Here is a 21,170-nt window from a genome sequence, read left to right on the forward strand (position 1 = left end):
GTCGTCCGCGACCTTGCAAGAAAAGGGTGGAGGGTTCAGCCCGCCGGCTGCGCAGCCTTCTCGGGCGCTGCCGCGCGGGCGGCCGGTTTGGCCTTGCCGCCGCGCAGCATGTCCCAGCTGTTGGGCTGGCTGACCGAACGGCGCAGATAGGCGATCGTCGCTGCGGCGTCCGCCGAGCTCATATCCTGCCGGGCGATCTGCTCAGCGTCTTGGAAACGCCCCTGCAGGCCGAGGACCAGGACGAGGTTCTGGCGCACCCGGGCATCGGCCCGAGGCGTCGTTGCCGCCTCGCGCAGAACGCGCTCGGCATCCGGCAGACGCTTCGCCAGGGCGAGCGAGAGGCCGAGATTGGACATCACCGTCGGCTCGTTCGGCATGATCCTCAAAGCGGCCGAATAGAGCTGCTGGGCGCGGTCGTGCTCGCCGAGCTGGTCGGCGACGGTGCCTTGCGCCGACAGGATCCGCCAGTCCGGCTTTTCCGGCATATGGGCTCGGCCGAGCACGTCGTCGGCCTGCTTCAGCCGGCCATTGTCGGCGAGCGAGCGGCCATAGGCGCCGAGCAGCTCGCGATCCTCGCTGTGGATGATCACGGCGCCTTCCAGGATGGCGAGCGCCTGGGCGTTCTTGTCGAGGGCGCGCAAGGCGCGGGCGTAGAAGAAGGCGGCGTTGCGGTCCTTCTGGTTCGCCTCGTAGCGCTTGCTCCACTCGGCTTCCTCGCTGCGCCACTGCGCTTCGGTGCGCGGCTGGGTCTGCGGGGCGCTGATCGAGCCGGTGACGTCACCGCCGGCACTGCCGCGCATCTGGCAGGCGCCGAGCGCGAGGCAGAGGGCCGAGACCGCGGCGCGATGGCCGAAACGAAGGGTGAAAATGCGGATGGACATAGGCTCAGACTGCCTCGCCGATACGGGAAAGCTGTTGCCTGTGGTGATAAAACGTTAACCCTAATGGACTGTTAACCAGGGCGGACCGGAGCTGGCGGTGCATGCTGGCGCCGAAGGTTTCGCCATTCGAGGTTCGTTGATCGTGCATCCCTTGCTGCTGCCTGCCGGAACACCCGCCATCCCCGTCCATTGCGTCGCCAAGGCCGATTGGCCGGCTTTGCGCGACGGGCTTGCGCCGCTGGCTCACGGCTTCGCACAGGCGCAAGCTTTCGAGGCACGGCCTGGCCAGCATGTCCTGCTGCCGGACGCCGTCGGCGCACTTGCCGCCGTGATGCTCGGTGTCGAACCGGCTGGCCCGCGCCGGCGTGATCCCTTCGCACCCGGCCGCCTCGCCGCGACGCTGCCGCCGGGCAACTACGCCCTGGCCGGTGATATCGGCGATCCCAATCTCGCCGCGCTCGGCTGGCTGCTGACCGCCTATCGCTTCGAGCGCTACCGCAAGCCCAAGCCCGCCGGGGCCCGGCTCGTCCTGCCTGCGGGCGTCGATGGCGAGGAGGTGAGCAACCTTGCCGAGGCGAGCGCGCTGGCGCGCGATCTCGTCAACACCTCCGCCGCCGATCTCGGCCCGGCCGAGATCGAGGCGGCCGTGCGCGCGCTCGCCGAACCCCATGGCGCCGAGGTTTCCAGCACCGTCGGCGACGAGCTGCTCGCCACCAATTTCCCGATGATCCATGCCGTCGGCCGGGCTTCGCCCCGGGCACCGCGGCTGATCGATCTGCGTTGGGGCAAGGAGGGCGATCCGAAGCTGACGCTGGTCGGCAAGGGCGTCGCCTTCGACACCGGCGGGCTCAACCTCAAGACCGATGCCGGCATGCTGCTGATGAAGAAGGACATGGGCGGCGCGGCGGCGGCGATCGCGGCTGCCCGCATGATCATGCAGGCGAAGCTGAAGGTCCGCCTGCGCCTCTTGGTGCCCGCGGTCGAGAACGCCGTCTCCGGTTCCTCCTTCCGTCCCGGCGACGTGCTGCAGAGCCGCAAGGGACTGACTGTCGAGATCGGCAATACCGACGCCGAGGGCAGACTCATCCTCGCCGATGCGCTGGCGCTCGCCGACGAGGAGGCGCCGGAATTGCTGATCGATTTCGCCACGCTGACCGGAGCGGCCCGCGTCGCGCTCGGGCCCGATCTGCCGCCCTTCTACAGCCATGACGACGGCCTCGCCGCCGAGATCGCCCGCCTGAGCGCTGTGGTGAACGACCCGGTCTGGCGCATGCCGCTCTGGCCGCCCTATGACGGCATGCTCGAGTCCAAGATCGCCGATCTCAACAACGTCTCCGGCGGCGCCTTCGCCGGTTCGGTGACGGCGGCGCTCTTCCTCAACCGCTTCGTCGAGAAGAGCCGCTCCTACGCCCATTTCGATATTTATAGCTGGAACCCGTCGACCAAGCCCGGCCGGCCCGAAGGCGGCGAGTGCCAGGCAGCGCGGCTGACCTACGCGCTGGCGAAGCAGTTTTACGGGGCGCGCTGAGTGCTCGCCGTCATTGCGAGAAGCGTCAGCGACGAAGCAATTCAGGAAGACGTCGAGCTCGTTGGCCCCTGGATTGCTTCGCTCGGCTCGCAATGACGGGCACGCCCGTTAAGCCTGCTCGGCGACTCCGGTTGCGCACTGTTCCCGGTGCGATAATGATACGGCCCCGTAACGATCCGGGGACGGCACGGTGCTGGAGATCAAGCCGACGCAGGCGCTCAGGCTCTGGCGCGAGGTGCATCTCGACCTGGTGCGCGATACGCAAGCCGATCTCTCGGTGCGCCAGACCGCGATCCTGCTGACGATCTACCTGGAATTGCCGCCGCATACGGTACGTGGCCTCGCCGCCCGGCTCGGCGTCACCAAGCCGGTGATCACCCGCGCGCTCGACAGCATGGGCAAGCTCGGCCTCGTCAGCCGCAAGCGCGACGAATACGACAAGCGCAATGTCGTGATTCAGCGGACCGTCGCGGGCGCCCTGGCGGTCGAGCATCTCGCCGATCTCGTCACGGCGCGGGCCCGCGAACTGGGATCCGCCTGAGCGCTTCGTCCGTTAACCGGACGGCGCTAAAGTGCCACCATGAACACGAATCTCGACCGCCGCCTCACCCCCGCCCGCCCGGACCTCGCTGCCAGCCATCTCGACGGCCAGGTCGAGGCGCTGGCCTTCGCCGACCCGATCCCGATGCGGGTGGTGACGCCATCGGCACCGCTGCGGCGCGAGCCCCGGCCGGACGCGCCGCTCGACACCGAGGCGCTCGCCGGCGAGGCGGTACGGGTCTACGAGCAGCATGAGGGCTGGGCCTGGGGCCAGCTCGTCGGCGATTCCTATGTCGGCTACCTGCCTGAGGATTGCCTTGCCGGCGACGCGCCGGCTCCGACGCATCGCGTCTGTGCGCTCAGGACCTTCATCTATCCTGGTCCCTCGATCAAATTGCCGCCGCTGGAGGCGCTGTCGCTCAATGCCGGAGTCGCGGTGTCCGGCGAGAGCGGCGATTTCTTCACCACCAGCCATGGCGGCCACATCTTCAAGCAGCATCTTTGCCTGCGCGACCAGCATGAGCCGGATTTCGTCGCCGTCGCCGAGCGCTTCCTCAACGTGCCCTATTTCTGGGGCGGCAAGACCAGCCTCGGCCTCGACTGTTCGGCGCTGGTCCAGCTCTCGCTGGCGGCTGCTGGCATCGCCGCGCCGCGCGACTCCGACATGCAGGAGCGTGAGCTCGGCGAAGCTGTCGCCTTCGACGACGGCCTGAAGGGCCTTCGCCGCGGCGACCTCGTCTTCTGGAAGGGCCATGTCGGCATCATGACCGACCCCGACACGCTGCTGCACGCCACCGCCTATATGATGAGCGTGATCCGCGAACCCCTGCGCCCGGCGCGTGATCGCATCCTCGCCCGCAATGGCGGGCCGATCACCGCGATCCGTCGGCTGGGCTGAGCCTCCGCCGTTTTCCGGGGCTCTTTGCTTCGCGAAGCCCCGGAATGACGTCTTGCCTCAATAACCCCGGCTGGGATCGACGACGTTCTGCAGCTCGCCGCCGGCCTCCAGACGCCTGATCTGCGCCGCGATCTGGTCGGCGACCGTCTCGGGCGCCGACATCGCGGCATTGTGCGGCGTTATCGTCACGGCAGGGTGATCCCAAAGCGGCGAATCCTGCGGCAGCGGCTCGGTCTCGAAGACGTCGAGCACCGCTTCCCGGAGCTCGCCGGCATCCAGTGCTGCGAGAATGTCCGCCTCGATCTGCAGCTTCCCGCGGCCGGCATTGATCAGCGCCGGCCCGCCGAGCCGGCCGTCGCGCGCCAGCCTGGCGAGCAGCGGGCGGTTCAGGATACCTTCCGTCTCCGGCGTATGCGGCAGCAGCACGACCAGGATGTCGGTGCGGGTAAGGAAAGCCGCCAGGCCGTCCTCGCCGGAGAAGGTGGAGAGCCCCTCGATCGCCTTGGGCGAGCGGCTCCAGCCGGCGACGTCGAAGCCGATCACCTGCAGCTTGCGCGCCGCGTCCCGGCCAAGCTCGCCCAACCCCATGATCCCGACGCGAACCTCGCGCGCTGCCGGCTGGTTGCGGTCGTCGTCCCAGGACTTCTCGCGCTGCTGGCGCTCGTAGCGGCGCTGTTGGCGCAGCTGCATCAGGCAGTGCATGACGACGTATTCGCTCATCCGCGTCGTCAGGTCGGGATCGATCACCCGCGCGATCGGGACTTCCGGCAGGCGGCGGTCCGTGAAGAGATGGTCGACGCCGGCGCCGAGCGAGAAGATCGCGGCAAGATTGGGCAGGCCGGCAAGGCTGCCCTCGGGATGCTTCCAGCTCGCGACATAATGCACCGCGCGCCGGTCGAAGGGCTCGCCGAGCGTGACGATCGGCAACTCCGGCAGCAGCGCCGAAAAGCGCTCGCGCCAGCTCTCGACATGCCAGCCGGTGATCGCCAGAAGCAGGCTCATGGGTGGGAACTTTCCTAGGCAGGGATAATCAATGGCCCACGCGTAACAGCGGTCTCGCCGCGGCGATAGGCGCTCTTCAGGCGGATGCGGGCAGCGTCGAAGCCGGCCTCGCTGCGGGCATGGATGATGCCGAGCGGCCGGTCCGGCCCGACCCGGTCGCCAAGCCCGGCGAGCTCGGTGATCCCGACGGCATGGTCGATCTCGTCCTGCGGACGGGTGCGTCCGCCGCCGAGCGCGACCACGGCGAGGCCGACGCCGCGCGTGTCGATCGCCTCGACCAGGCCGGGCCGGTCGGAGAAGACCGGGCGGACGATCGGCGCACGGGGGAAGTGCCGCTCGGGATGCTCCAGCAGGTCGGCCGGGCCGCCGAGCGCCGCGATCATGTGGAGGAAGCGCTCGGCGGCCGCGCCGCTGGCGAAGGCGTCCTCGATCTTCGCGACCGCCTCCTCGCGCGTCGCCGCCAGCCGGCCGAGCAGCAGCATCTCGGCCGAGAGCGCGACCGTGACCTCGTGGAAACGCGGCTCGCGCCGCCGTCCGGTCAGATGATCGAGCGCATAGGCGACCTCGAGCGCATTGCCGGCAGCAGAGGCGAGGGGTTCGCTCATGTCGGTGAGCAGCGCCCGCGTCGGCAGGCCGGCGCCATTGCCGACATCGGACAGGCTCTGCGCCAGCGCCTCGGCCTTGTCGAAATCGCGCATGAAGGCGCCGGAGCCGAACTTCACGTCCATGGCGAGGCCGGAGAGCCCGGCGGCGAGCTTCTTCGACAGGATCGAGGCGGTGATCAGCGGGATCGATTCGACCGTGCCGGTCACGTCCCGGATCGCATAGAGCCGCTTGTCGGCCGGGGCGAGATCGGCGGTCTGGCCGATGATGGCGCAGCCGGCCTCGCGCACGACATGGCGGAAGAGATCGATGGCAGGCTGGGTGACATAGCCCGGCACGGCATCGAGCTTGTCGAGCGTGCCGCCGGTATGGCCGAGGCCGCGACCCGAGATCATCGGGACATAGCCGCCGCAGGCCGCGACCGCCGCTGCGAGCGGCAGCGAGACCGTATCGCCGACCCCGCCAGTCGAGTGCTTGTCGAGCGCCGGGCCCGGCAGGTCGCGCCAGTCCAGCACCGTGCCGGAATCGCGCATGGCCAGCGTCAGCGCGACGCGCTCCTCGGCGTCCATGTCGCGGAAGAAGATCGCCATCGCGAAGGCCGCCGCCTGGCCCTCGCTGACCGCGCCATCGGTCAGCCCCGCGATCATCTGGTGGATGTCCTGGGCGCTCAGGCGCTCGCCGTCGCGCTTGGCGGCGATGATTTCCTGCGGCAGGCGCATCAATAGGCTCCGTCGGTCCGTTCGGCCGGGGCCGTGCCGGCGATGATGTCGACGAGCACGCCGTAGAGGCCGCTGGCGCCGAAGCGGAAGGTTTCTGGCGTCGCCCAGCCCGGCCCCATGATCTCGTCGGCGAGGTCGAGATAGGCCCTGGCATCGGCCAGCGTGCGCAGGCCGCCGGAGGGCTTCAGGCCGACCGGTCTGCCCGAGGCCTTGATCGCTTCCAGCATGGTGCGGGCGGCCGCCGACGTGGCCGAGGTCTTGGTCTTGCCGGTCGAGGTCTTGATGAAATCGGCGCCCGCGGCGATCGCAAGCTCGGAAGCGGCGCGCACCGCGAGCTGATCGGGATACTCGCCGGTTTCGAGGATGACCTTGAGCGTTTTGTCGCCGCAGCTGCCGCGCGCCTCGGCGACCATCTCGCGGGTGATCTCGGCATCGCCGGCGAGGAAGGCGCGCCAGGGCAGCACCAGGTCGATCTCGTCGGCGCCATCCGCGATCGCCTCGGTGATGTCGCTGCCGATCAGGCTGCAATTGCTGTTGCCGGCCGGAAAGTTGATCACGGTCGCGATCCTGACCGGCGACGCCTTCAGCGTCTGGCGCGCCAGCTTGAGGAATTGCGGCCAGATGCAGATCGCCGCGACCGGGCCGGGCGCCGCAACGGCCCGTGCACAGAGCTGCAGCGTGCCGGTCTCGTTCGCCTGATCGGACAGATCCGTCAGATCGAGCAGGCGCAATGCGCGTAAAGCGAGATCGGCATCGGACATGGTCAAAGCTCGCTCAGGAAGGCGCGCAGCACCCGCCGCAGCGCCGTGGTCGCGGTCGCGGCGACGTCGCGCGTCTCGCCATGGCTGGGCGCGCCGCCCAAAATGCCGGCGCCCATATTGGTGACGATCGAGAGGCCGGCGACGCGCAAGCCGTAGCGGCGTGCCAGGATCACCTCCGGCACGGTCGACATCCCGACGAGATCGGCCCCGAGCGTCTTGGCCATCTTGATCTCGGCCGGCGTCTCGAAGCTCGGCCCGGAGAACCACATATAGACGCCCTCGCCCAGATTGGCGCCGCTCGTGGCAGCCGCTTTCTTCAGTCGGGCACGCAGATGCGGGTCATAGGCGTCGATCATCGGCACGAAGCGGCCGTCACCGGTATCGCCGACCAGCGGATTGGGGCCGTTATAGTTGATGTGGTCGGTGATCAAAGCGAGGCTGCCCGGCCGAAGATCGGGCCGCAGCGAGCCGGCGGCGTTGGTCAGCACCAGGGGCGGCGAGCCGAAGGCGGCGAGCATGCCGAGCGGCACGCGCATGATGGCGGGATCCCCGGTCTCGTAGAAATGCGCGCGGCCCTCGAAGACCAGCACCCGCTTGCCGTGCAGCACGCCATAGCTCAGCCGCTTGGCATGGCCGGAGACCGCGCCCTTCGGGAAGCCGGGAATCTCCTCGAACGGAATCGAGATCGGCTCGACCATGTCGTCGATGATGCGGCCGAGCCCGGTGCCGAGCACGATGGCGCAGTCGATGCCGCCATCGATGCCACGATCGATCAATACCGATGCCGCTTGGTCGAAAAGCGCATCCGCTGCCATGTTGTCTGCTCCATCGGCGCGTTGGCCGCGCTCATCGGGTCGCCGTGTCAGCGCCCGCAAATCAGGCCGGCAAATTGGCTGGTCCGAACGAGGCTGGCAACAGCTCGGCCAGAGAAAAGCGGGCGCGGATTCCGTCCGGCCCGGCGATGACGATCGGCACTTCCGGCGCGGCGAACTCGCGGATGCGCTGGCGGCAGGCGCCGCAGGGCGTCACCAGCTCGGCCCCATCGCCGACGACGACGATCGCGCGGATAGCACGCCCGCCTCCGGCGATCATCGCCGAGATCGCGCCGGCTTCGGCGCAGGCGCCGACCGGATAGGCGGCGTTCTCGACGTTGCAGCCGGGATAGACCTTGCCGTCGTCGGCCAGGATGGCCGCGCCGACCTTGAAGCGGGAATAGGGCGCGTAGGCCTTCTGTTGTGCGGCCAAAGCCGCGGTGAAGAGCGCCTCGAGATCGGGTTCGGCGGTCACTCAGCGTTCCTTGACATAAGGCAGGCCGGAGGCCTTGGGCGGCGTCGCCTTGCCGATGAAGCCGGCGAGCAGCACCACGGTCATCACATAGGGCAGGGCCTGGATCGCCTGCACCGGCACCTGGCCGATGCCGGGTAGGACGACGCCTTGAAGTCTGATCGCGACGGCATCGAGCAGGCCGAAGAGCAGGCAGGCGAACAAGGCCGGCCAGGGCCGCCAATTGGCGAAGATCACAGCGGCCAGCGCGATGAAGCCCTTGCCGGCCGTCATCTGCGGCAGGAACCCGGCCGATTGCGAGACGGCGAGATAGGTGCCGCCGAGGCCGCAGAGCGCCCCGCAGATGATCACCGCGGCATAGCGCAAACCGGCGACCGAGACGCCGGCCGTGTCGACTGCGGCCGGATTCTCGCCGACGGCGCGCAGGCGCAGGCCGAAGCGGGTGTGCTTCAGCGTCAGCGCCGTCAGAGTGAGGGCTAGCACGGCGAGATAGACCGGCGCCGCGTGGCCGGAGATGGCGATGTCGTAGATCGGGCCGAAGACCGGGATATCCTTCAGCGCCCCGACGAAAGGCAGGTCTAGTTCGGGAAAGCGGGCGGCCCCTTCGAGGTTTGGCGTGCGCCCGCCCTGGCCATACCAGGCATTGCCGAGGATGGCGGTGAGCCCGACCGCCAGCATGTTGATCGCGACGCCGGAGACGATCTGGTTGCCGCGCCAGGTGACCGCCGCGAAGCCATGGACCAGCGAGAGCGCGATCGCGGCGAGCATGCCGGCGCCGAGCCCGGCCCAGGCCGAGCCGCTATGGTAGGCGACGACGGCCGAGGCGAAGGCGGCGATCAGCATCTTGCCTTCGAGGCCGATGTCGACGACGCCGGAGCGTTCCGACCAGAGCCCGGCCAGCGCGGCGCAGAGCAGCGGGATCGACAGGCGGATCGTCGAATCCAGGATGACGGCGAGGGTCTGGACGATCTCCATCGCCTAGCCTCCCCGCCCGAAATTGAGCACGCTGGCGACGAGCCGCCGGAACAGGCCGTCGAGCGCCCCGGCGAAGAGGATGACGATGCCGCCGATCACCACGACCATGTCGCGGGTGATGGTCGGCTTGTCGAAGGAGAGCTCGGCTCCACCCTGATAGAGCACGCCGAAGAGCAGGGCCGCGAGGCCGACGCCGACCGGATGGCCGCGCCCCATCAGCGCGACCGCAATGCCGACGAAGCCGTAGCCGGCGGTAAAATCGAGCACGAGCCGGTGCTGCACACCCATGGCCTCGTTGACCGCGAGCCCACCGGCGAGCGCGCCCGAGATCGCCATCGCCACCATGATGATCCGCGCCGGCGGGATGCCGGCATAGGCGGCGGCGCGGGGATTGGCGCCGACGGTGCGGATCGCATAGCCGAGCCGCGAGCGGTAGATCAGCGCCCAGACCGCGACCAGCGACGCCAGCGCCAGCAGGAACGAAGTGTTGAGCGGCGTCGAGGGCAGCTTCAGCCCGAAGGCGTCGAGCAGCTCATGGATCGGCGTCAGCACCGCCTGCTTGGGGAAATCCGGGGTTTCGGGCTGCATCGAGCCGGTTTTCCCCATCACCTCGACCAGGAGGTAAACGATCAGCGTCGCCGCGATGAAGTTGAACATGATCGTGGTGATCACGACATGGCTGCCGCGCGTCGCCTGGAGATAGCCGGGGATGAAGGCCCAGAGCGCCCCGCCCGCCGCCGCGGCGAGGATGGCGAGCGGCACCAGCAATATGCCTGGCAGCGGCGCGAGCCAGAGACAGGCGAGCGCGGCGAAGATGCCGGCGACGGTCGCCTGGCCCTCGCCGCCGATATTGAACAGCCCGGCATGGAAGGCGACCGCGACGGCAAGGCCGGTGAAGATGAAATTGGTGGTGTAGTAGAGCGTGAAGCCGAGGCCTTCGAGGCTGCCGAGCGAGCCCTTGAGCAAGAGCGTCGTCGCCTCCAGCGGGCTTTCGCCGATCGAGAGCACGACGAGCCCGGCGACGATGAGCGCAGCGGCAACCGAGACCAGCGGCACCAGCGCGGTATCGGCCCAGCGCGGGAGATCGATCGGGGCGGCGCTCATGGCTGGATCGGCTTGGTCAAGGAAGCGCGACGCAAGCCCTCCCCCCTTGTGGGGGAGGGTTGGGAGGGGGGTATCGCACCCGCAAACCTCTGCGCGCCAGGTTGGACCGCTGTCGAGGGTGGCATACCCCCCTCTCTAACTCTCCCCCACAAGGGGGGAGAGGACCTGTTGGTGCCAGGGCTCTTGGTCGCGCCTTTCCCCATCGCGGCCACCACCATCACGCCGCCCGCTCGCTGACACCGGCCATCAGCAGGCCGAGATCGCGCTCATCGGTCGCCACCGCCTCGCGCTCCCCGGTGATCTGGCCGCCGCAGAGCGCCAGGATCCGGTCGGACAGCGCCATCACCTCTTCCAGCTCGACCGAGACGAGCAGGATCGCGACGCCCTGATCGCGCAAGGCGATCAGGCGGCGATGGATAAACTCGATCGCGCCGATATCGACGCCGCGCGTCGGCTGCCCGACCAGCAGCACCTTCGGCGCCCGCTCGATCTCGCGGGCGAGCACGATCTTCTGCTGGTTGCCGCCGGAGAATTTGGCGGTCTTCAGGCTGGGGTCGACCGGGCGGACATCGTAGTCCTGCATGCCGATGCGTGCATGCTGCTCGACCAATGTCGGCGAGAGGAAGGGCCCGCGCCCGAAGGCCGGGTCGTCATGATAGCCGAGAATCGCGTTTTCGGCCGCGGCAAAGGCGGTGACGAGGCCGGTCCGCAAGCGATCCTCGGGAATATGCATCAGGCCGAGCTTGCGCAGATTGGCCGGGTTGCGGTCGGCGACGTTGAGGATTTGGCCGCCGAGCCGGATCACCCCGCGCGCCGGCTGGGTCAGGCCGGCGAGCACGTCGAGCAATTCGCTCTGGCCATTGCCGGCGACGCCGGCGATGCCGACGATCTCGCCTTCATGGAGTGTCAGGCTCGCGTCCCGCAGCGTCTCGCAGCCGCGCTCGTCGACCACCGTCAGACCGGCTGCTTCGAGGACCGGCGCGCCGCGCTCGCGCGGGCTCTTTTCGACGCGCAGCAGCACGCGCCGGCCGACCATCGCTTCCGCCAGCTCGGCCGGGGAAGTCCGTTCCGTCTCGACATGGGCGACCATCTCGCCGCGCCGCATCACCGAGATGCGGTCCGTCACCGCCATGATCTCGCGCAGCTTGTGGGTGATCAGGATCACCGTCTTGCCCTGCGCCTTCAGCGCCCGCAGCAGTTCGAAGAGCTGGTCGGCCTCGGCCGGAGTCAGCACCGCCGTGGGCTCGTCGAGGATCAGGACCTCAGCCCCGCGATAGAGCGCCTTCAGGATCTCGACGCGCTGCTGCAGGCCGACCGAGAGCTCGCCCACGATCGCGTCGGGATCGATGGCGAGGCCGTATTCCTCGGAGAGGCGCGCCAGCTCGGCCCGCGCCTTGCCGATGCCGCGCTTGAGCAGCGCCCCGCCCTCGGCGCCGAGCACGACGTTCTCGACGACCGAGAGCGGCTCGACCAGCATGAAATGCTGGTGGACCATGCCGATCCCGGCGGCGATCGCATCAGAAGAAGAGCGGATGCGACGCGGCTCGCCGCGCACCCGGATCTCGCCGGCATCGGCCTCGTAGAAGCCGTAGAGGATCGACATCAGCGTCGACTTGCCGGCGCCGTTCTCGCCGACGATGCCGTGGATCGAGCCGGCGGCGACCGTGAGCGAGACGTCCTTGTTGGCCTTGACCGGGCCGAACGCCTTGCTGATGCCGCTGAGCTCGATGGCGGGATGCGGGCTCGTCACCGTTGGTGCAAGCTCACATCGTGCACTTGGAATCCGACATGTAGTCGTGGACCTTGACGGTGCCGGCGATGATGTCGGCGCGTGCCTTGTCGGCGGCGGCCTTCATCTCGGGCGTGATCAGCGCCTTGTTGTTGTCGTCGAGCGCCCAGCCGACGCCGTCCTCCTTCAACCCGAGCACCGAGACGCCCGGCTTCCAGGTGCCGTCGCGTGCCGCCTTGAATGAGCTGTAGGCGGCGACGTCGACGCGCTTCAGCATCGAGGTCAGCACCTTGCCGGGATGCAGCATATTCTGGTTGGAATCGACGCCGATGCCGAGCTTGCCGGCATCGGCCGCGGCGCGCAGCACGCCGATGCCGGTGCCGCCGGCGGCGTGGTAGATCACGTCGGCGCCGCGGTCGATCTGCGACTTGGCAAGCTCGCCGCCCTTCACTGGATCGTTCCAGGCGGCCGGGGTCGAGCCGGTCATGTTCTGGAAGATCTCGGCGTCCTTCTTGCCGGCCTTGACGCCCTGGACATAGCCGCAGGCGAATTTCCGGATCAGCGGGATGTCCATCCCGCCGACGAAGCCAACCTTGTTGGTCTTCGAGGCGAGGCTGGCGAGGAGGCCGACGAGATAGGAGGCCTCATGCTCCTTGAACACAACCGACTGCACGTTCGGCAGCTCGACTACCATGTCGATGATGGTGAACTTCAGGTTGGGGAACTCGGCTGCGACCTTCTGCAGGGCGGTCGCCTGCGAGAAGCCGACGGCGATGATCGGCGAATGGCCGTCGCGGGCAAACCGGCGCAGCGCCTGCTCGATCTGCGCGTCGTTGGTCGGCTCGAAATCGCGGAACTCGACGCCGGTCTCGGCCTTGAACTTCTCGGCCCCGGCGAAGACGCCTTCGTTGAAGGATTTGTCGAACTTGCCGCCCTTGTCATAGACGATCGCCGGCTTGATCGCGGTCTGGGCGACGGCCGCCATGGCCGAGAGGGCGACGCCCGCCAGAGCGAGCGCGAGAGATTTCAAACGCATCGAGCCGTTCCCCTGTCACATGCGGAATGGTTGCGCCATTCCTGCCTGTGATCACGATGGCACGGCTTGCGGGCGGGGCCAAGCGGGCTTGCGGGCCCGCTTGGCGATATATGTCATATATGAACAGTCGCCTCAGCCGCGCTGGATCGAGACGCCGCCATCGGCGAGGAAGGCCGTGCCGGTGACGAAGCTCGACGCGTCCGAGGCGAGGAAGAGCGCGGCACGGGCGATCTCCTCCGGCTGCGCCATCCGCTTCAAGGCATGGATGCCCTCGACGAAGGCGAGCACCTCGGGGCCGGCGCCCGGCGCATTGGTCGTCGCGGCCGGCGTATCGGTACCCCCCGGCAGCAGGGCGTTGACGCGGATGCGCTTGCCGCCGAGCTCGGCTGCGAGCGCCTTCGCGAGGCCGATCTGCCCGGCCTTGCTGGCGGCATAGGCCGACATGCCGGCGAGGCCGGCAGTATGGCCGACGAAGCTCGCGGTGAAGATCAGCGAGCCGCCGCCGCGCGCCTCCAGCGCCGGCGCCTGATACTTCGCGCCGAGGAAGGCGCTGGTCAGGTTGATAGCGATCACCTCGTGCCAGTTCTGGCTCGCCATCTGCCCGATCGGGCCGAGCTCGCCGATGATGCCGGCATTGTTGAGGGCGATGTCGAGCCCGCCGAAGCGCTCGGTCGCGGTGTCGACCAGGCGCTGCGCCAGCGCTTCCTCGCGGATGTCGCCGGCGACGGCGATCGCTTCGCCGCCTTCCGCCTCGATCTCGCCGACGAGTGCATCGAGCTCAGCTTGCCGCCGCGCGGTGACGACGAGCCTTGCGCCCTCCGCCGCGAAGAGTTTCGCCGCAGCCCGGCCGATGCCGGAGCTCGCGCCGGTGACGATCGCGACCTTGTCCTTCAGTGCCGTCATGTCCCGCTCCTTCGTTCAGACGATGAGGCGCGGGTGATCGCAGGCGCGTGGACGGTGCAGACACCCGCTTCCTGTCACCGCATCGCACCCGATTGCTGAGGCGGACGGATCGGCCTAGCTTGCCGGCCATGACGCTGAACGAAGCCGAGATCGAGCGCTATGCCCGCCATCTGGTGCTGCCGGAGATCGGCGGCCCCGGCCAGGCGAAGCTCAAGCGCGCCCGCGTTCTGGTGATCGGCGCCGGCGGCCTGGGCGCACCATTAATCCCCTATCTCGCGGCGGCCGGCGTCGGCACGATCGGCATCGTCGACGACGACCATGTCTCGCTCTCGAATCTGCAGCGGCAGATCATCTTCGGCGCGGAGGATATTGGGGCACGCAAGGTGGTCGCCGCGGCCAATTTCGTCACGCGGCTCAACCCGCGGGTCGAGATCGAGGAATACGTTGCGCGGATCGACCCGCACAACGCGCGCGCGCTCGTCGCCTTCTATGACGTGGTCGCCGATGGCTCCGACAATTTCGCGACGCGCTATGCCGTTTCCGACGCCTGCTTCCACGAGAAGAAGCCGCTGGTGACGGCGGCGCTCGGCCGCTTCGACGGCTCGCTCACCACGATCCGCGCGCATGAGACGGCTCCAGACGGGAAGCCCAACCCGACCTATCGCTGCCTGTTCCCGGACGAACCGCCGCCCGGCACGGTCGCGCCCTGCGCCGAGGCCGGCGTGCTCGGTGCGCTCGCCGGCGTGATGGGCTCGCTGATGGCGCTGGAAGTGATCCGCGCGATCACCGGCTTCGGCGAGCCCCTCGTCGGCAAGCTCCTGCTCGTCGATGCGATGGCGATGCGCTTCGAGACGATGAAATACGGCTGGGACCCGGATAATCCGCTGAACGGGACGTCTGGCGTCGCCGCCTGAACTATTTTGCCGCGCGCTTGGCCTCGATCACCTCGAAAAGCTGGGCCGCCAGATCGGGACCGCCGAGCTTCTTGATGGCGCGCACCCCGGTCGGCGCGGTGACGTTGATCTCGGTCAGTCGCCCGCCGATCACGTCGATGCCGACCAGCAGCAGGCCCCGCTCCCTGAGCGCCGGGCCGATCCGCTCGCAGATCTCGAGCTCGCGCTTCAAGAGATCCGTCGGCCTGGCCGCGCCGCCGCGCACCATGTTGGCGCGCAGGTCCCCGACCGCCGGCACGCGATTGACCGCGCCGGCCGCCTTGCCGTCGATCAGGATGATGCGCTTGTCGCCTTCCGAGACTTCCTTGAGGAAGGCCTGGATCACCCACGGCTCGCGGAAGAGGTTGGCGAACAGGTCGTAGAGCGAGCCGAAATTCGGGTCGCCCTTGCCGGTCTTGAACACGGTCGCGCCGCCATGGCCGTAGAGCGGCTTCATCACGATGTCGCCGAACTCCTCGCGGAAGGCTTCGATCTCGGCGCGGTCGCGCGTGATCAGCGTCGGCGGCATCAGCTCGGGGAAATGCGTGACGAAGAGCTTTTCCGGGGCGTTGCGGACCTCGGTCGGGTCGTTGACGACCAGCGTCTTCGGATGGATGCGCTCGAGCATATGCGTCGAGGAGACATAGGCCATGTCGAAGGGCGGATCCTGGCGCAGCAGCACCACGTCGAGCGTCGAGAGATCGGTCCGCTCGGGCTGGCCGAGGGTGTAATGGTCGCCCTCGACGTCGCGCACCTCGACCGGGCTTATCACGGCGGTGACCTTGCCATCGCGCAAGGTGAGCTTGTCGGGGGTGTAGGTGAAGAGCCTGTGCCCGCGCGCCTGCGCTTCCAGCATCAGCGCGAAGCCGGTGTCGCCGGCGATGCGGACTTGTCCGATCGGGTCCATCTGGATGGCGACGTTCAGCGGCATGGCGGAAGCTCCGGTTGCGGCCGTTATATCGGCTGCGACAGCCCGCTCGTGCAAGTGGCTCAGCCTTGCGTCAGAGCACCAGCTCGAACACGCGGGGGACATGGCGGGGCAGCCGCCAGGGCGCGAGGAAGACCGCGTCGGCCCTGAGGTTACGTTGCATAGCCCAGGGATTGCGCGCCAGCCATTGCCGGATGCGGGCTTCGATCAGCCGGCGCTTGTCCGCCGTGATCGCGCTCGCCGCGTCGTCGAGCGACGCGCGGGCCTTGACCTCGACGAAGACGATATCGTCGCCGCGGGCCATGATCAGGTCGATCTCGCCGCCCTTGCCGCCGAAGCGGCGCTGCAGCAGGCGGTAGCCCTTGAGGCTGAGGAAGGCGACGGCGAGCCATTCGCCGCGGCGGCCGGACAGGCCGGAACGGCGCGCACGCCGGCTGCGCAGCGCCTCGCTCATGCCGTGCGCGTCAGTTCGAGGGCGCGGGCATAGACGACGCGGCGCGGCTGGCCGCTGGCGGCGGCGACCTGCGCCACCGCCTCCTTCAGCGAGACTTTCGCGAGCGCGACGCGCAGGGCTTCGTCGAGCGTGTCGCCCTGCGCGGCCGTGGCCACGGCGGAGGCGTCGGGCGGGCCGATCACCACGACGATCTCGCCGCGCGCCTCCTCGGCTTCGGCATAGTGGGCGGCAAGCTCGGCAAGGGCGCCGCGGCGGACGTTCTCGTAATATTTGGTCAGTTCGCGCGCGACCGCGCCGGAGCGTGTGCCGAGAACCGCAGCGGCGTCGGCCAGCATCTCGGCGAGCCGGCGCGGCGACTCGAAGAAGACGAGCGTGCCGGGAATGGCGGCAAGCTCGGTGAGGCGTGCCTTTCGTGCCGCGCTCTTCGGCGGCAGGAAGCCCTCGAAGAAGAAGCGATCGGTCGGCAATCCCGCCAGCACCAATGCCGCCAGCACGGCCGAGGGGCCGGGGATGCCGGTGACCGGCAAGCCTTCCGAGACGACCTCGGCGACGAGCTTGTAGCCGGGATCGGAGACGAGAGGCGTGCCGGCATCCGAGATCAGCGCCAGCTTGCCGCCGTGGCGCAGCTTGTCGAGGATCTTGGGGCGCATCTGCGCGGCATTGTGCTCGTGATAGGGCAGGAGCGGCGTCGCGATGCCGTAATGCGCCAGCAGCGTCTTCGAGGTCCTTGTGTCCTCGGCCAGCACGGCATCGGCGGCAGCCAGCGTCGACAGCGCCCGGAAGGAGATGTCCTTGAGATTGCCGATCGGTGTCGCGACGATGTGCAGACCCGGCGCCAGAGGTTCGGCCTCGGCCCGGAGCCCGAAGGCCGCATAGCTTGGGGCGCGACCTAGGGCGGGCGGGGCGGATACAGGGCCGGACATGGCGGCGAAACTGCCACAGCAGTCAGGAAGATGCCACTGCCGGCGCGGCAACCTAGAGTTAACAACTTGAAAATAGCCTTGCTGGCTGGCAGGACTTGTCCACGGTTTGGGACAAGATTCAGCTGGTGCGGGTTCGTCTCGCGCCTCGCCGAGGAGTGGAGACGAAAGCCGTGTCGCGTCAGAGCAAGCTCCTCACTCCGCCGAGCCGCCGCCTCATCCTGCTGTCTGGTGTCGGCGCGGCGCTCGCCGCCTGCAGCGGCGGAACCGGCGGCCTGCCCGGGTTCGACAGCTCCACAGCGCCGCAGGCGGGTGGCGCTGCCCAGCCGAGCGGCCCGACCATCGGCACCGGCTCGGTCAAGGTCGGCCTGATTCTACCGCTCACCGCCGAGGGCTCGGGCGCGACCGTCGGCAACTCGCTGAAGAACGCCGCCGAGATGGCGCTCGCAGAATTTCCCGGCGCCGACCTCACTTTGCTGGTCAAGGACGATCGCGGCACGCCGGACGGAGCCCAGGCCGCGGCGCAGGAAGCCTTCCGCGAAGGCGCCGAGCTGATCATCGGCCCGCTTTTTGCCCCCTCTGTGCAAGCCGTCGGCCAGGTCGCTAGGGGCGCCGGCCGCCCGGTGATCGCTTTCTCCAGCGACAGCAACGTCGCCACGCGCGGCGTCTACCTGCTCTCCTTTCCGCCCGAGAACGACGTCAACCGCGTCATCGCCTATGCTTCGGCGCAGGGGCGCAAATCCTTCGCGGCGCTGGTGCCCGAGACCGCCTATGGCAAGGTCGTCGAAGGCGCCTTTCAGCAGGCCGTCGCCAATCGCGGCGCTCGCGTCGTGGTGATCGAGCGCTTCGGCTCCGATCAGAACAGCATGCGCGCCGCCGCCACCCGCCTGGTGCCGGCGCTGCAGCAGGCCGATGCGCTGTTCGTCCCGGCTGACGCGGCTGCAATGCCGACGCTCGGCCTTGTCCTGCAGCAGGCCGGCTACGACCCGGCCAAGGTCAAGCCGCTCGGCACTGGCGTCTGGAACGATGCCGGCGTCGCCCGCGTCCCGGCGATCCAGGGCGGCTGGTTCGCCTCGCCCGACACCGCCGGTTTCAACGCCTTCTCCGGCCGCTACCAGAAGCGTTTCAACAGCGCCCCGACCCGTACCGCAACCTTGTCCTATGACGCGGTCTCGCTGGCAGCCGCGCTTGCGCGCACGCAGGGCAGCCAGCGTTTCTCGGAGAGCGTGCTGACCAATCCGTCAGGCTTCGCCGGCGCTGACGGCGTCTTCCGCTTCCGCCCCGACGGGCTCAACGAGCGCGGTCTTGCCGTGCTCGAATTGCGCAACGGCCAGATCGTCACGGTCAACGCTGCCCCGCGCGATCTCGGCCCGCGGACGAACTGACGGGCCGCACGCGCGTCATTTTCGGGCGGTGCGCAGCGCCGACCCGAGAATCTCCAGCAGGAAGAGGCGCCCCTTCAAGGGCTCCTTTTTGGTCATGAGATGCTCGGGTCTTCGCCCGAGCATGACGGCAGGTCTCACCCGCCGATGTTGAACGCCGCCAGCGCCGCCATGTTGACGATGTCGGAATCCTTGGCGCCGAGCGGGACGATCTGCACCGGCTTGTCGAGGCCGACAAGAAGCGGGCCGATCACGGTGGCGCCGCCGAGCTCCTGCAGCATCTTGGTCGAGATCGAGGCCGAGTGGAATGCCGGCATCACCAGCACGTTCGCCGGCCCGGTCAGGCGGCAGAACGGGTACTGCGCCATCAGGTCTCGGTTGAGCGCGACATCGGCCGACATCTCGCCATCGTACTCGAAGTCGACGCGCTGGCCGTCGAGGATGCTCACGGCATCGCGCACTTTCTCGGAGCGCTCACCGGCCGGGTGACCGAAGGTCGAGAAGGCGAGCATCGCGACTTTTGGCTCATAGCCGAGCCGGCGCGCCACGCCGGCAGCCTCGATCGCGATTTCCGAGAGCTCCTGCGCCGACGGCATCTCCGTGATCGCGGTGTCGGCGACCAGCACGGTGCGTCCGCGGGTGATCGCGATCGAGACGCCGATCAGGCGGTGGCCCGGCCGGTCGTCGATGACGCGGCGGATCTCTTCCAGCGCGATCGAATAGTTGCGGGTGACGCCGGTGACCATCGCATCGGCGTCGCCGAGCGCGACCATCGAGGCCGCGAAATGGTTGCGGTCCTGGTTGATCAGGCGCTGGCAATCGCGGAAGAGATAGCCTTGCCGCTGCAGCCGCTCGTAGAGATGCTGCGCATAGGCCGAATTGCGGTGCGAGAGCCTGGCGTTCTGGATCTCGATGCCCTTGGCGGCAAGGTCGACGCCGAGATGCTCGGCGGTCTCGTTGATCCGTTCCTCGCGCCCGACCAGGATCGCCTTGCCGAGCTCCTGGTTGACGAAGGAGGCGGCGGCGCGGATGACCTGCTCCTCCTCGCCCTCGGCGAAGACGACGCGCTTGGGATAGCGCCGGACGCGTTCGAAGATACGGTTGAGCGCGCCGGTGACAGGGTCGCGCCGTGCCGAGAGCTGCGCCCTGTAGGCGGTGGTGTCGACGATTGGCTTGCCGGCGACGCCCGTGTCCATCGCCGCCTTGGCGACCGCCATCGGCACGACATGGATCAGCCGCGGGTCGAACGGCACCGGGATGATGTAGTCCTTGCCATAGCGCGGGCGCGCACCCTGATAAGCGGCGGCGACCTCGTCCGGCACGTCCTCGCGCGCCAGCATCGCCAGCGCCTCGGCCGCGGCGATCTTCATCTCCATATTGATCGTGGTGGCGCGCACGTCGAGCGCGCCACGGAAGATGAAGGGGAAGCCGAGCACGTTGTTGACCTGGTTGGGATAGTCCGAGCGCCCGGTCGCCATGATCGCGTCTTCGCGAATCGCGTGGACCTCCTCCGGGGTGATCTCTGGATCGGGATTGGCCATGGCGAAGATGATCGGGTTCTCCGCCATTGACGCGACCATTTCAGGCGTCACCGCGCCCTTCTGCGACAGGCCGAAGAAAGCGTCAGCCCCCTCCAGCGCCTGCGCCAGCGTGCGCCGGTCGGTGACCGCCGCATGCGCCGATTTCCACTGGTTCATGCCCTCGGTGCGGCCCTGATAGATCACACCCTTGGTGTCGCAGAGGATGACGTTGTCGGGCTTGAAGCCCATCGCCTTGAGCAGCTCGATGCAGGCGATCGCGGCGGCGCCGGCGCCGTTGATGACGAGCCTGGTCGACTTGACGTCGCGGCCGGTCAGGTCGAGCGCATTGATCAGGCCGGCGGCGGCGATGATCGCAGTGCCGTGCTGGTCGTCATGGAAGACCGGAATGTCCATCAATTCGCGCAGGCGCTGCTCGATGATGAAGCATTCCGGCGCCTTGATGTCCTCCAGGTTGATGCCGCCGAAGGACGGGCCGAGATAGCGCACGGCCTCGATGAACTTGTCGGCGTCCTCGGTGTCGACCTCAAGATCGATCGAATCGACATCAGCGAAACGCTTGAACAGGATCGACTTGCCTTCCATCACCGGCTTGGAGGCGAGCGCGCCGAGATTGCCGAGGCCGAGGATGGCGGTGCCGTTCGAGATCACCGCGACGAGATTCGCGCGGGCCGTGTAGTCATAGGCCCGGCTGTGGTCCTCGGCGATGGCCAGCACCGGCACCGCGACGCCGGGCGAATAGGCCAGCGATAGGTCGCGCTGCGTCGCCATCGGCACGGTCGGAATGATCTCGAGCTTGCCCGGCCGCCCCTGCGAGTGGAACAGCAGCGCCTCCTGGTCGGTGAAGGTCGGACGGGTGCGCTTGGTCGGCGGGGAGCGATCGTTCATGCGCTTGTTCTTTTTCACAGGCGTTTCCTCAGGGGGAAACGACCATAGGGCAGCGCTGCTTTCCTCGACAAGCGCGATTGCGCGACAGCAGTTTTACCGTGCCGGCAGGGCTCGCGCGAGTTCGGTTCCAGGCGGGGACCCCTCGCCGTCATTCCGGGGCGGCGC

20 protein-coding genes are annotated in these 21,170 nt (G+C 68.4%); 5 read left to right on the top strand and 15 right to left on the bottom strand.

Translation table 11 applies throughout. From position 1 onward, the window contains the following. Positions 1–35 precede the first annotated feature (35 nt). Complete coding sequence (locus tag BMZ69_RS20160) at positions 36–881, bottom strand: tetratricopeptide repeat protein (RefSeq protein ID WP_210188051.1); 846 nt, start codon at positions 879–881, stop codon at positions 36–38. A gap of 139 nt (positions 882–1,020) precedes the next feature. Here BMZ69_RS20160 and BMZ69_RS20165 point away from each other — a divergent pair, with 139 nt between their 5' ends. From BMZ69_RS20165 to BMZ69_RS20175, 3 genes are all read left to right on the top strand, one after another. Further along, positions 1,021–2,409, top strand: coding sequence for a leucyl aminopeptidase family protein (locus BMZ69_RS20165; RefSeq protein WP_210188055.1), 1,389 nt, complete (start codon positions 1,021–1,023; stop codon positions 2,407–2,409). Positions 2,410–2,599: 190 nt separating this feature from the next. Beyond that, on the top strand, positions 2,600–2,950 hold the full coding sequence (locus tag BMZ69_RS20170; protein ID WP_092159964.1) for a MarR family transcriptional regulator: 351 nt from the start codon (positions 2,600–2,602) through the stop codon (positions 2,948–2,950). A 39-nt stretch (positions 2,951–2,989) separates the two neighbouring features. Then, positions 2,990–3,847 carry a C40 family peptidase gene (locus tag BMZ69_RS20175; protein WP_092159966.1) on the top strand — a complete coding sequence of 286 codons (858 nt, stop codon included), beginning with the start codon at positions 2,990–2,992 and terminating at the stop codon, positions 3,845–3,847. Positions 3,848–3,904: 57 nt separating this feature from the next. Here the strand turns inward: BMZ69_RS20175 and BMZ69_RS20180 are convergent, their stop codons facing one another. From BMZ69_RS20180 to BMZ69_RS20225, 10 genes are all read right to left on the bottom strand, one after another. Continuing rightward, entirely contained in the window at positions 3,905–4,849 is a 945-nt protein-coding gene (locus tag BMZ69_RS20180) for a 2-hydroxyacid dehydrogenase (RefSeq protein WP_092159968.1), read from the bottom strand. A gap of 14 nt (positions 4,850–4,863) precedes the next feature. Then, positions 4,864–6,171, bottom strand: a complete 1,308-nt coding sequence (deoA, locus tag BMZ69_RS20185; protein WP_092159970.1) for a thymidine phosphorylase — start codon at positions 6,169–6,171, stop codon at positions 4,864–4,866. After that, positions 6,171–6,932, bottom strand: a complete 762-nt coding sequence (deoC, locus tag BMZ69_RS20190) for a deoxyribose-phosphate aldolase (protein ID WP_092159972.1) — start codon at positions 6,930–6,932, stop codon at positions 6,171–6,173. The genes deoA and deoC overlap by 1 nt, the downstream gene beginning before the upstream one ends. A 2-nt stretch (positions 6,933–6,934) precedes the next feature. Continuing rightward, entirely contained in the window at positions 6,935–7,747 is an 813-nt protein-coding gene (locus BMZ69_RS20195) for a purine-nucleoside phosphorylase (protein WP_092159974.1), read from the bottom strand. Between the two features lie 61 nt (positions 7,748–7,808). After that, entirely contained in the window at positions 7,809–8,219 is a 411-nt protein-coding gene (locus BMZ69_RS20200) for a cytidine deaminase (protein WP_092159976.1), read from the bottom strand. After that, a complete protein-coding gene (locus tag BMZ69_RS20205; RefSeq protein ID WP_092159979.1) occupies positions 8,220–9,191 on the bottom strand; it encodes an ABC transporter permease in 972 nt (323 codons plus the stop codon). It abuts the gene before it with no gap. A gap of 3 nt (positions 9,192–9,194) precedes the next feature. Next, complete coding sequence (locus BMZ69_RS20210) at positions 9,195–10,295, bottom strand: ABC transporter permease (protein WP_092159981.1); 1,101 nt, start codon at positions 10,293–10,295, stop codon at positions 9,195–9,197. A gap of 217 nt (positions 10,296–10,512) precedes the next feature. After that, positions 10,513–12,045 carry an ABC transporter ATP-binding protein gene (locus BMZ69_RS20215; RefSeq protein WP_092159982.1) on the bottom strand — a complete coding sequence of 511 codons (1,533 nt, stop codon included), beginning with the start codon at positions 12,043–12,045 and terminating at the stop codon, positions 10,513–10,515. Positions 12,046–12,058: 13 nt separating this feature from the next. After that, positions 12,059–13,060 (bottom strand): BMP family lipoprotein, encoded by a 1,002-nt coding sequence (locus BMZ69_RS20220; protein ID WP_092159983.1) that lies wholly within the window; start codon positions 13,058–13,060, stop codon positions 12,059–12,061. Between the two features lie 132 nt (positions 13,061–13,192). After that, positions 13,193–13,963 carry an SDR family oxidoreductase gene (locus tag BMZ69_RS20225; RefSeq protein ID WP_092159984.1) on the bottom strand — a complete coding sequence of 257 codons (771 nt, stop codon included), beginning with the start codon at positions 13,961–13,963 and terminating at the stop codon, positions 13,193–13,195. A gap of 128 nt (positions 13,964–14,091) precedes the next feature. On the opposite strand from BMZ69_RS20225, the gene BMZ69_RS20230 reads away from it, so the two are divergent. Next, the gene (locus tag BMZ69_RS20230) at positions 14,092–14,877 is read left to right on the top strand and encodes a HesA/MoeB/ThiF family protein (RefSeq protein WP_092159985.1); all 786 of its coding nucleotides are present in this window, start codon (positions 14,092–14,094) and stop codon (positions 14,875–14,877) included. A gap of 1 nt (position 14,878) precedes the next feature. Here the strand turns inward: BMZ69_RS20230 and gshB are convergent, their stop codons facing one another. The 3 genes from gshB to rsmI all read right to left on the bottom strand — a co-directional run bounded on the left by gshB (position 14,879) and on the right by rsmI (position 17,200). Continuing rightward, entirely contained in the window at positions 14,879–15,826 is a 948-nt protein-coding gene (gene gshB / locus BMZ69_RS20235) for a glutathione synthase (RefSeq protein ID WP_092159986.1), read from the bottom strand. A gap of 70 nt (positions 15,827–15,896) precedes the next feature. After that, positions 15,897–16,277: a YraN family protein gene (locus BMZ69_RS20240; protein WP_092159987.1), complete on the bottom strand. Its 381-nt coding sequence runs from the start codon at positions 16,275–16,277 to the stop codon at positions 15,897–15,899. Then, a complete protein-coding gene (rsmI, locus tag BMZ69_RS20245) occupies positions 16,274–17,200 on the bottom strand; it encodes a 16S rRNA (cytidine(1402)-2'-O)-methyltransferase (protein ID WP_092159989.1) in 927 nt (308 codons plus the stop codon). Before rsmI ends, BMZ69_RS20240 begins: the two co-directional genes overlap by 4 nt. 170 nt (positions 17,201–17,370) lie before the next feature. On the opposite strand from rsmI, the gene BMZ69_RS20250 reads away from it, so the two are divergent. Beyond that, positions 17,371–18,582 (top strand): penicillin-binding protein activator, encoded by a 1,212-nt coding sequence (locus tag BMZ69_RS20250; protein ID WP_092160064.1) that lies wholly within the window; start codon positions 17,371–17,373, stop codon positions 18,580–18,582. A gap of 134 nt (positions 18,583–18,716) precedes the next feature. On the opposite strand, the gene BMZ69_RS20255 is transcribed toward BMZ69_RS20250, so the two are convergent. Next, on the bottom strand, positions 18,717–21,005 hold the full coding sequence (locus BMZ69_RS20255) for an NADP-dependent malic enzyme (protein ID WP_092160066.1): 2,289 nt from the start codon (positions 21,003–21,005) through the stop codon (positions 18,717–18,719). Positions 21,006–21,170 lie beyond the last annotated feature (165 nt).

This window comes from Allobosea sp. CRIB-10 (genome assembly GCF_900112185.1).
Classification (GTDB): domain Bacteria; phylum Pseudomonadota; class Alphaproteobacteria; order Rhizobiales; family Beijerinckiaceae; genus Allobosea.

Bases quoted from the DNA above. Each gene is read 5' to 3' on its own strand.
- deoC (WP_092159972.1), bottom strand. From the start codon at position 6,932: ATGTCCGATGCCGATCTCGCTTTACGCGCATTGCGCCTGCTCGATCTG.
- BMZ69_RS20205 (WP_092159979.1), bottom strand. From the start codon at position 9,191: ATGGAGATCGTCCAGACCCTCGCCGTCATCCTGGATTCGACGATCCGC.
- BMZ69_RS20240 (WP_092159987.1), bottom strand. From the start codon at position 16,277: ATGAGCGAGGCGCTGCGCAGCCGGCGTGCGCGCCGTTCCGGCCTGTCC.
- rsmI (WP_092159989.1), bottom strand. From the start codon at position 17,200: ATGTCCGGCCCTGTATCCGCCCCGCCCGCCCTAGGTCGCGCCCCAAGC.
- BMZ69_RS20160 (WP_210188051.1), bottom strand. From the start codon at position 881: ATGTCCATCCGCATTTTCACCCTTCGTTTCGGCCATCGCGCCGCGGTC.
- BMZ69_RS20195 (WP_092159974.1), bottom strand. From the start codon at position 7,747: ATGGCAGCGGATGCGCTTTTCGACCAAGCGGCATCGGTATTGATCGAT.
- BMZ69_RS20255 (WP_092160066.1), bottom strand. From the start codon at position 21,005: ATGAACGATCGCTCCCCGCCGACCAAGCGCACCCGTCCGACCTTCACC.
- deoA (WP_092159970.1), bottom strand. From the start codon at position 6,171: ATGCGCCTGCCGCAGGAAATCATCGCCGCCAAGCGCGACGGCGAGCGC.
- BMZ69_RS20220 (WP_092159983.1), bottom strand. From the start codon at position 13,060: ATGCGTTTGAAATCTCTCGCGCTCGCTCTGGCGGGCGTCGCCCTCTCG.
- gshB (WP_092159986.1), bottom strand. From the start codon at position 15,826: ATGCCGCTGAACGTCGCCATCCAGATGGACCCGATCGGACAAGTCCGC.
- BMZ69_RS20175 (WP_092159966.1), top strand. From the start codon at position 2,990: ATGAACACGAATCTCGACCGCCGCCTCACCCCCGCCCGCCCGGACCTC.
- BMZ69_RS20210 (WP_092159981.1), bottom strand. From the start codon at position 10,295: ATGAGCGCCGCCCCGATCGATCTCCCGCGCTGGGCCGATACCGCGCTG.
- BMZ69_RS20180 (WP_092159968.1), bottom strand. From the start codon at position 4,849: ATGAGCCTGCTTCTGGCGATCACCGGCTGGCATGTCGAGAGCTGGCGC.
- BMZ69_RS20230 (WP_092159985.1), top strand. From the start codon at position 14,092: ATGACGCTGAACGAAGCCGAGATCGAGCGCTATGCCCGCCATCTGGTG.
- BMZ69_RS20225 (WP_092159984.1), bottom strand. From the start codon at position 13,963: ATGACGGCACTGAAGGACAAGGTCGCGATCGTCACCGGCGCGAGCTCC.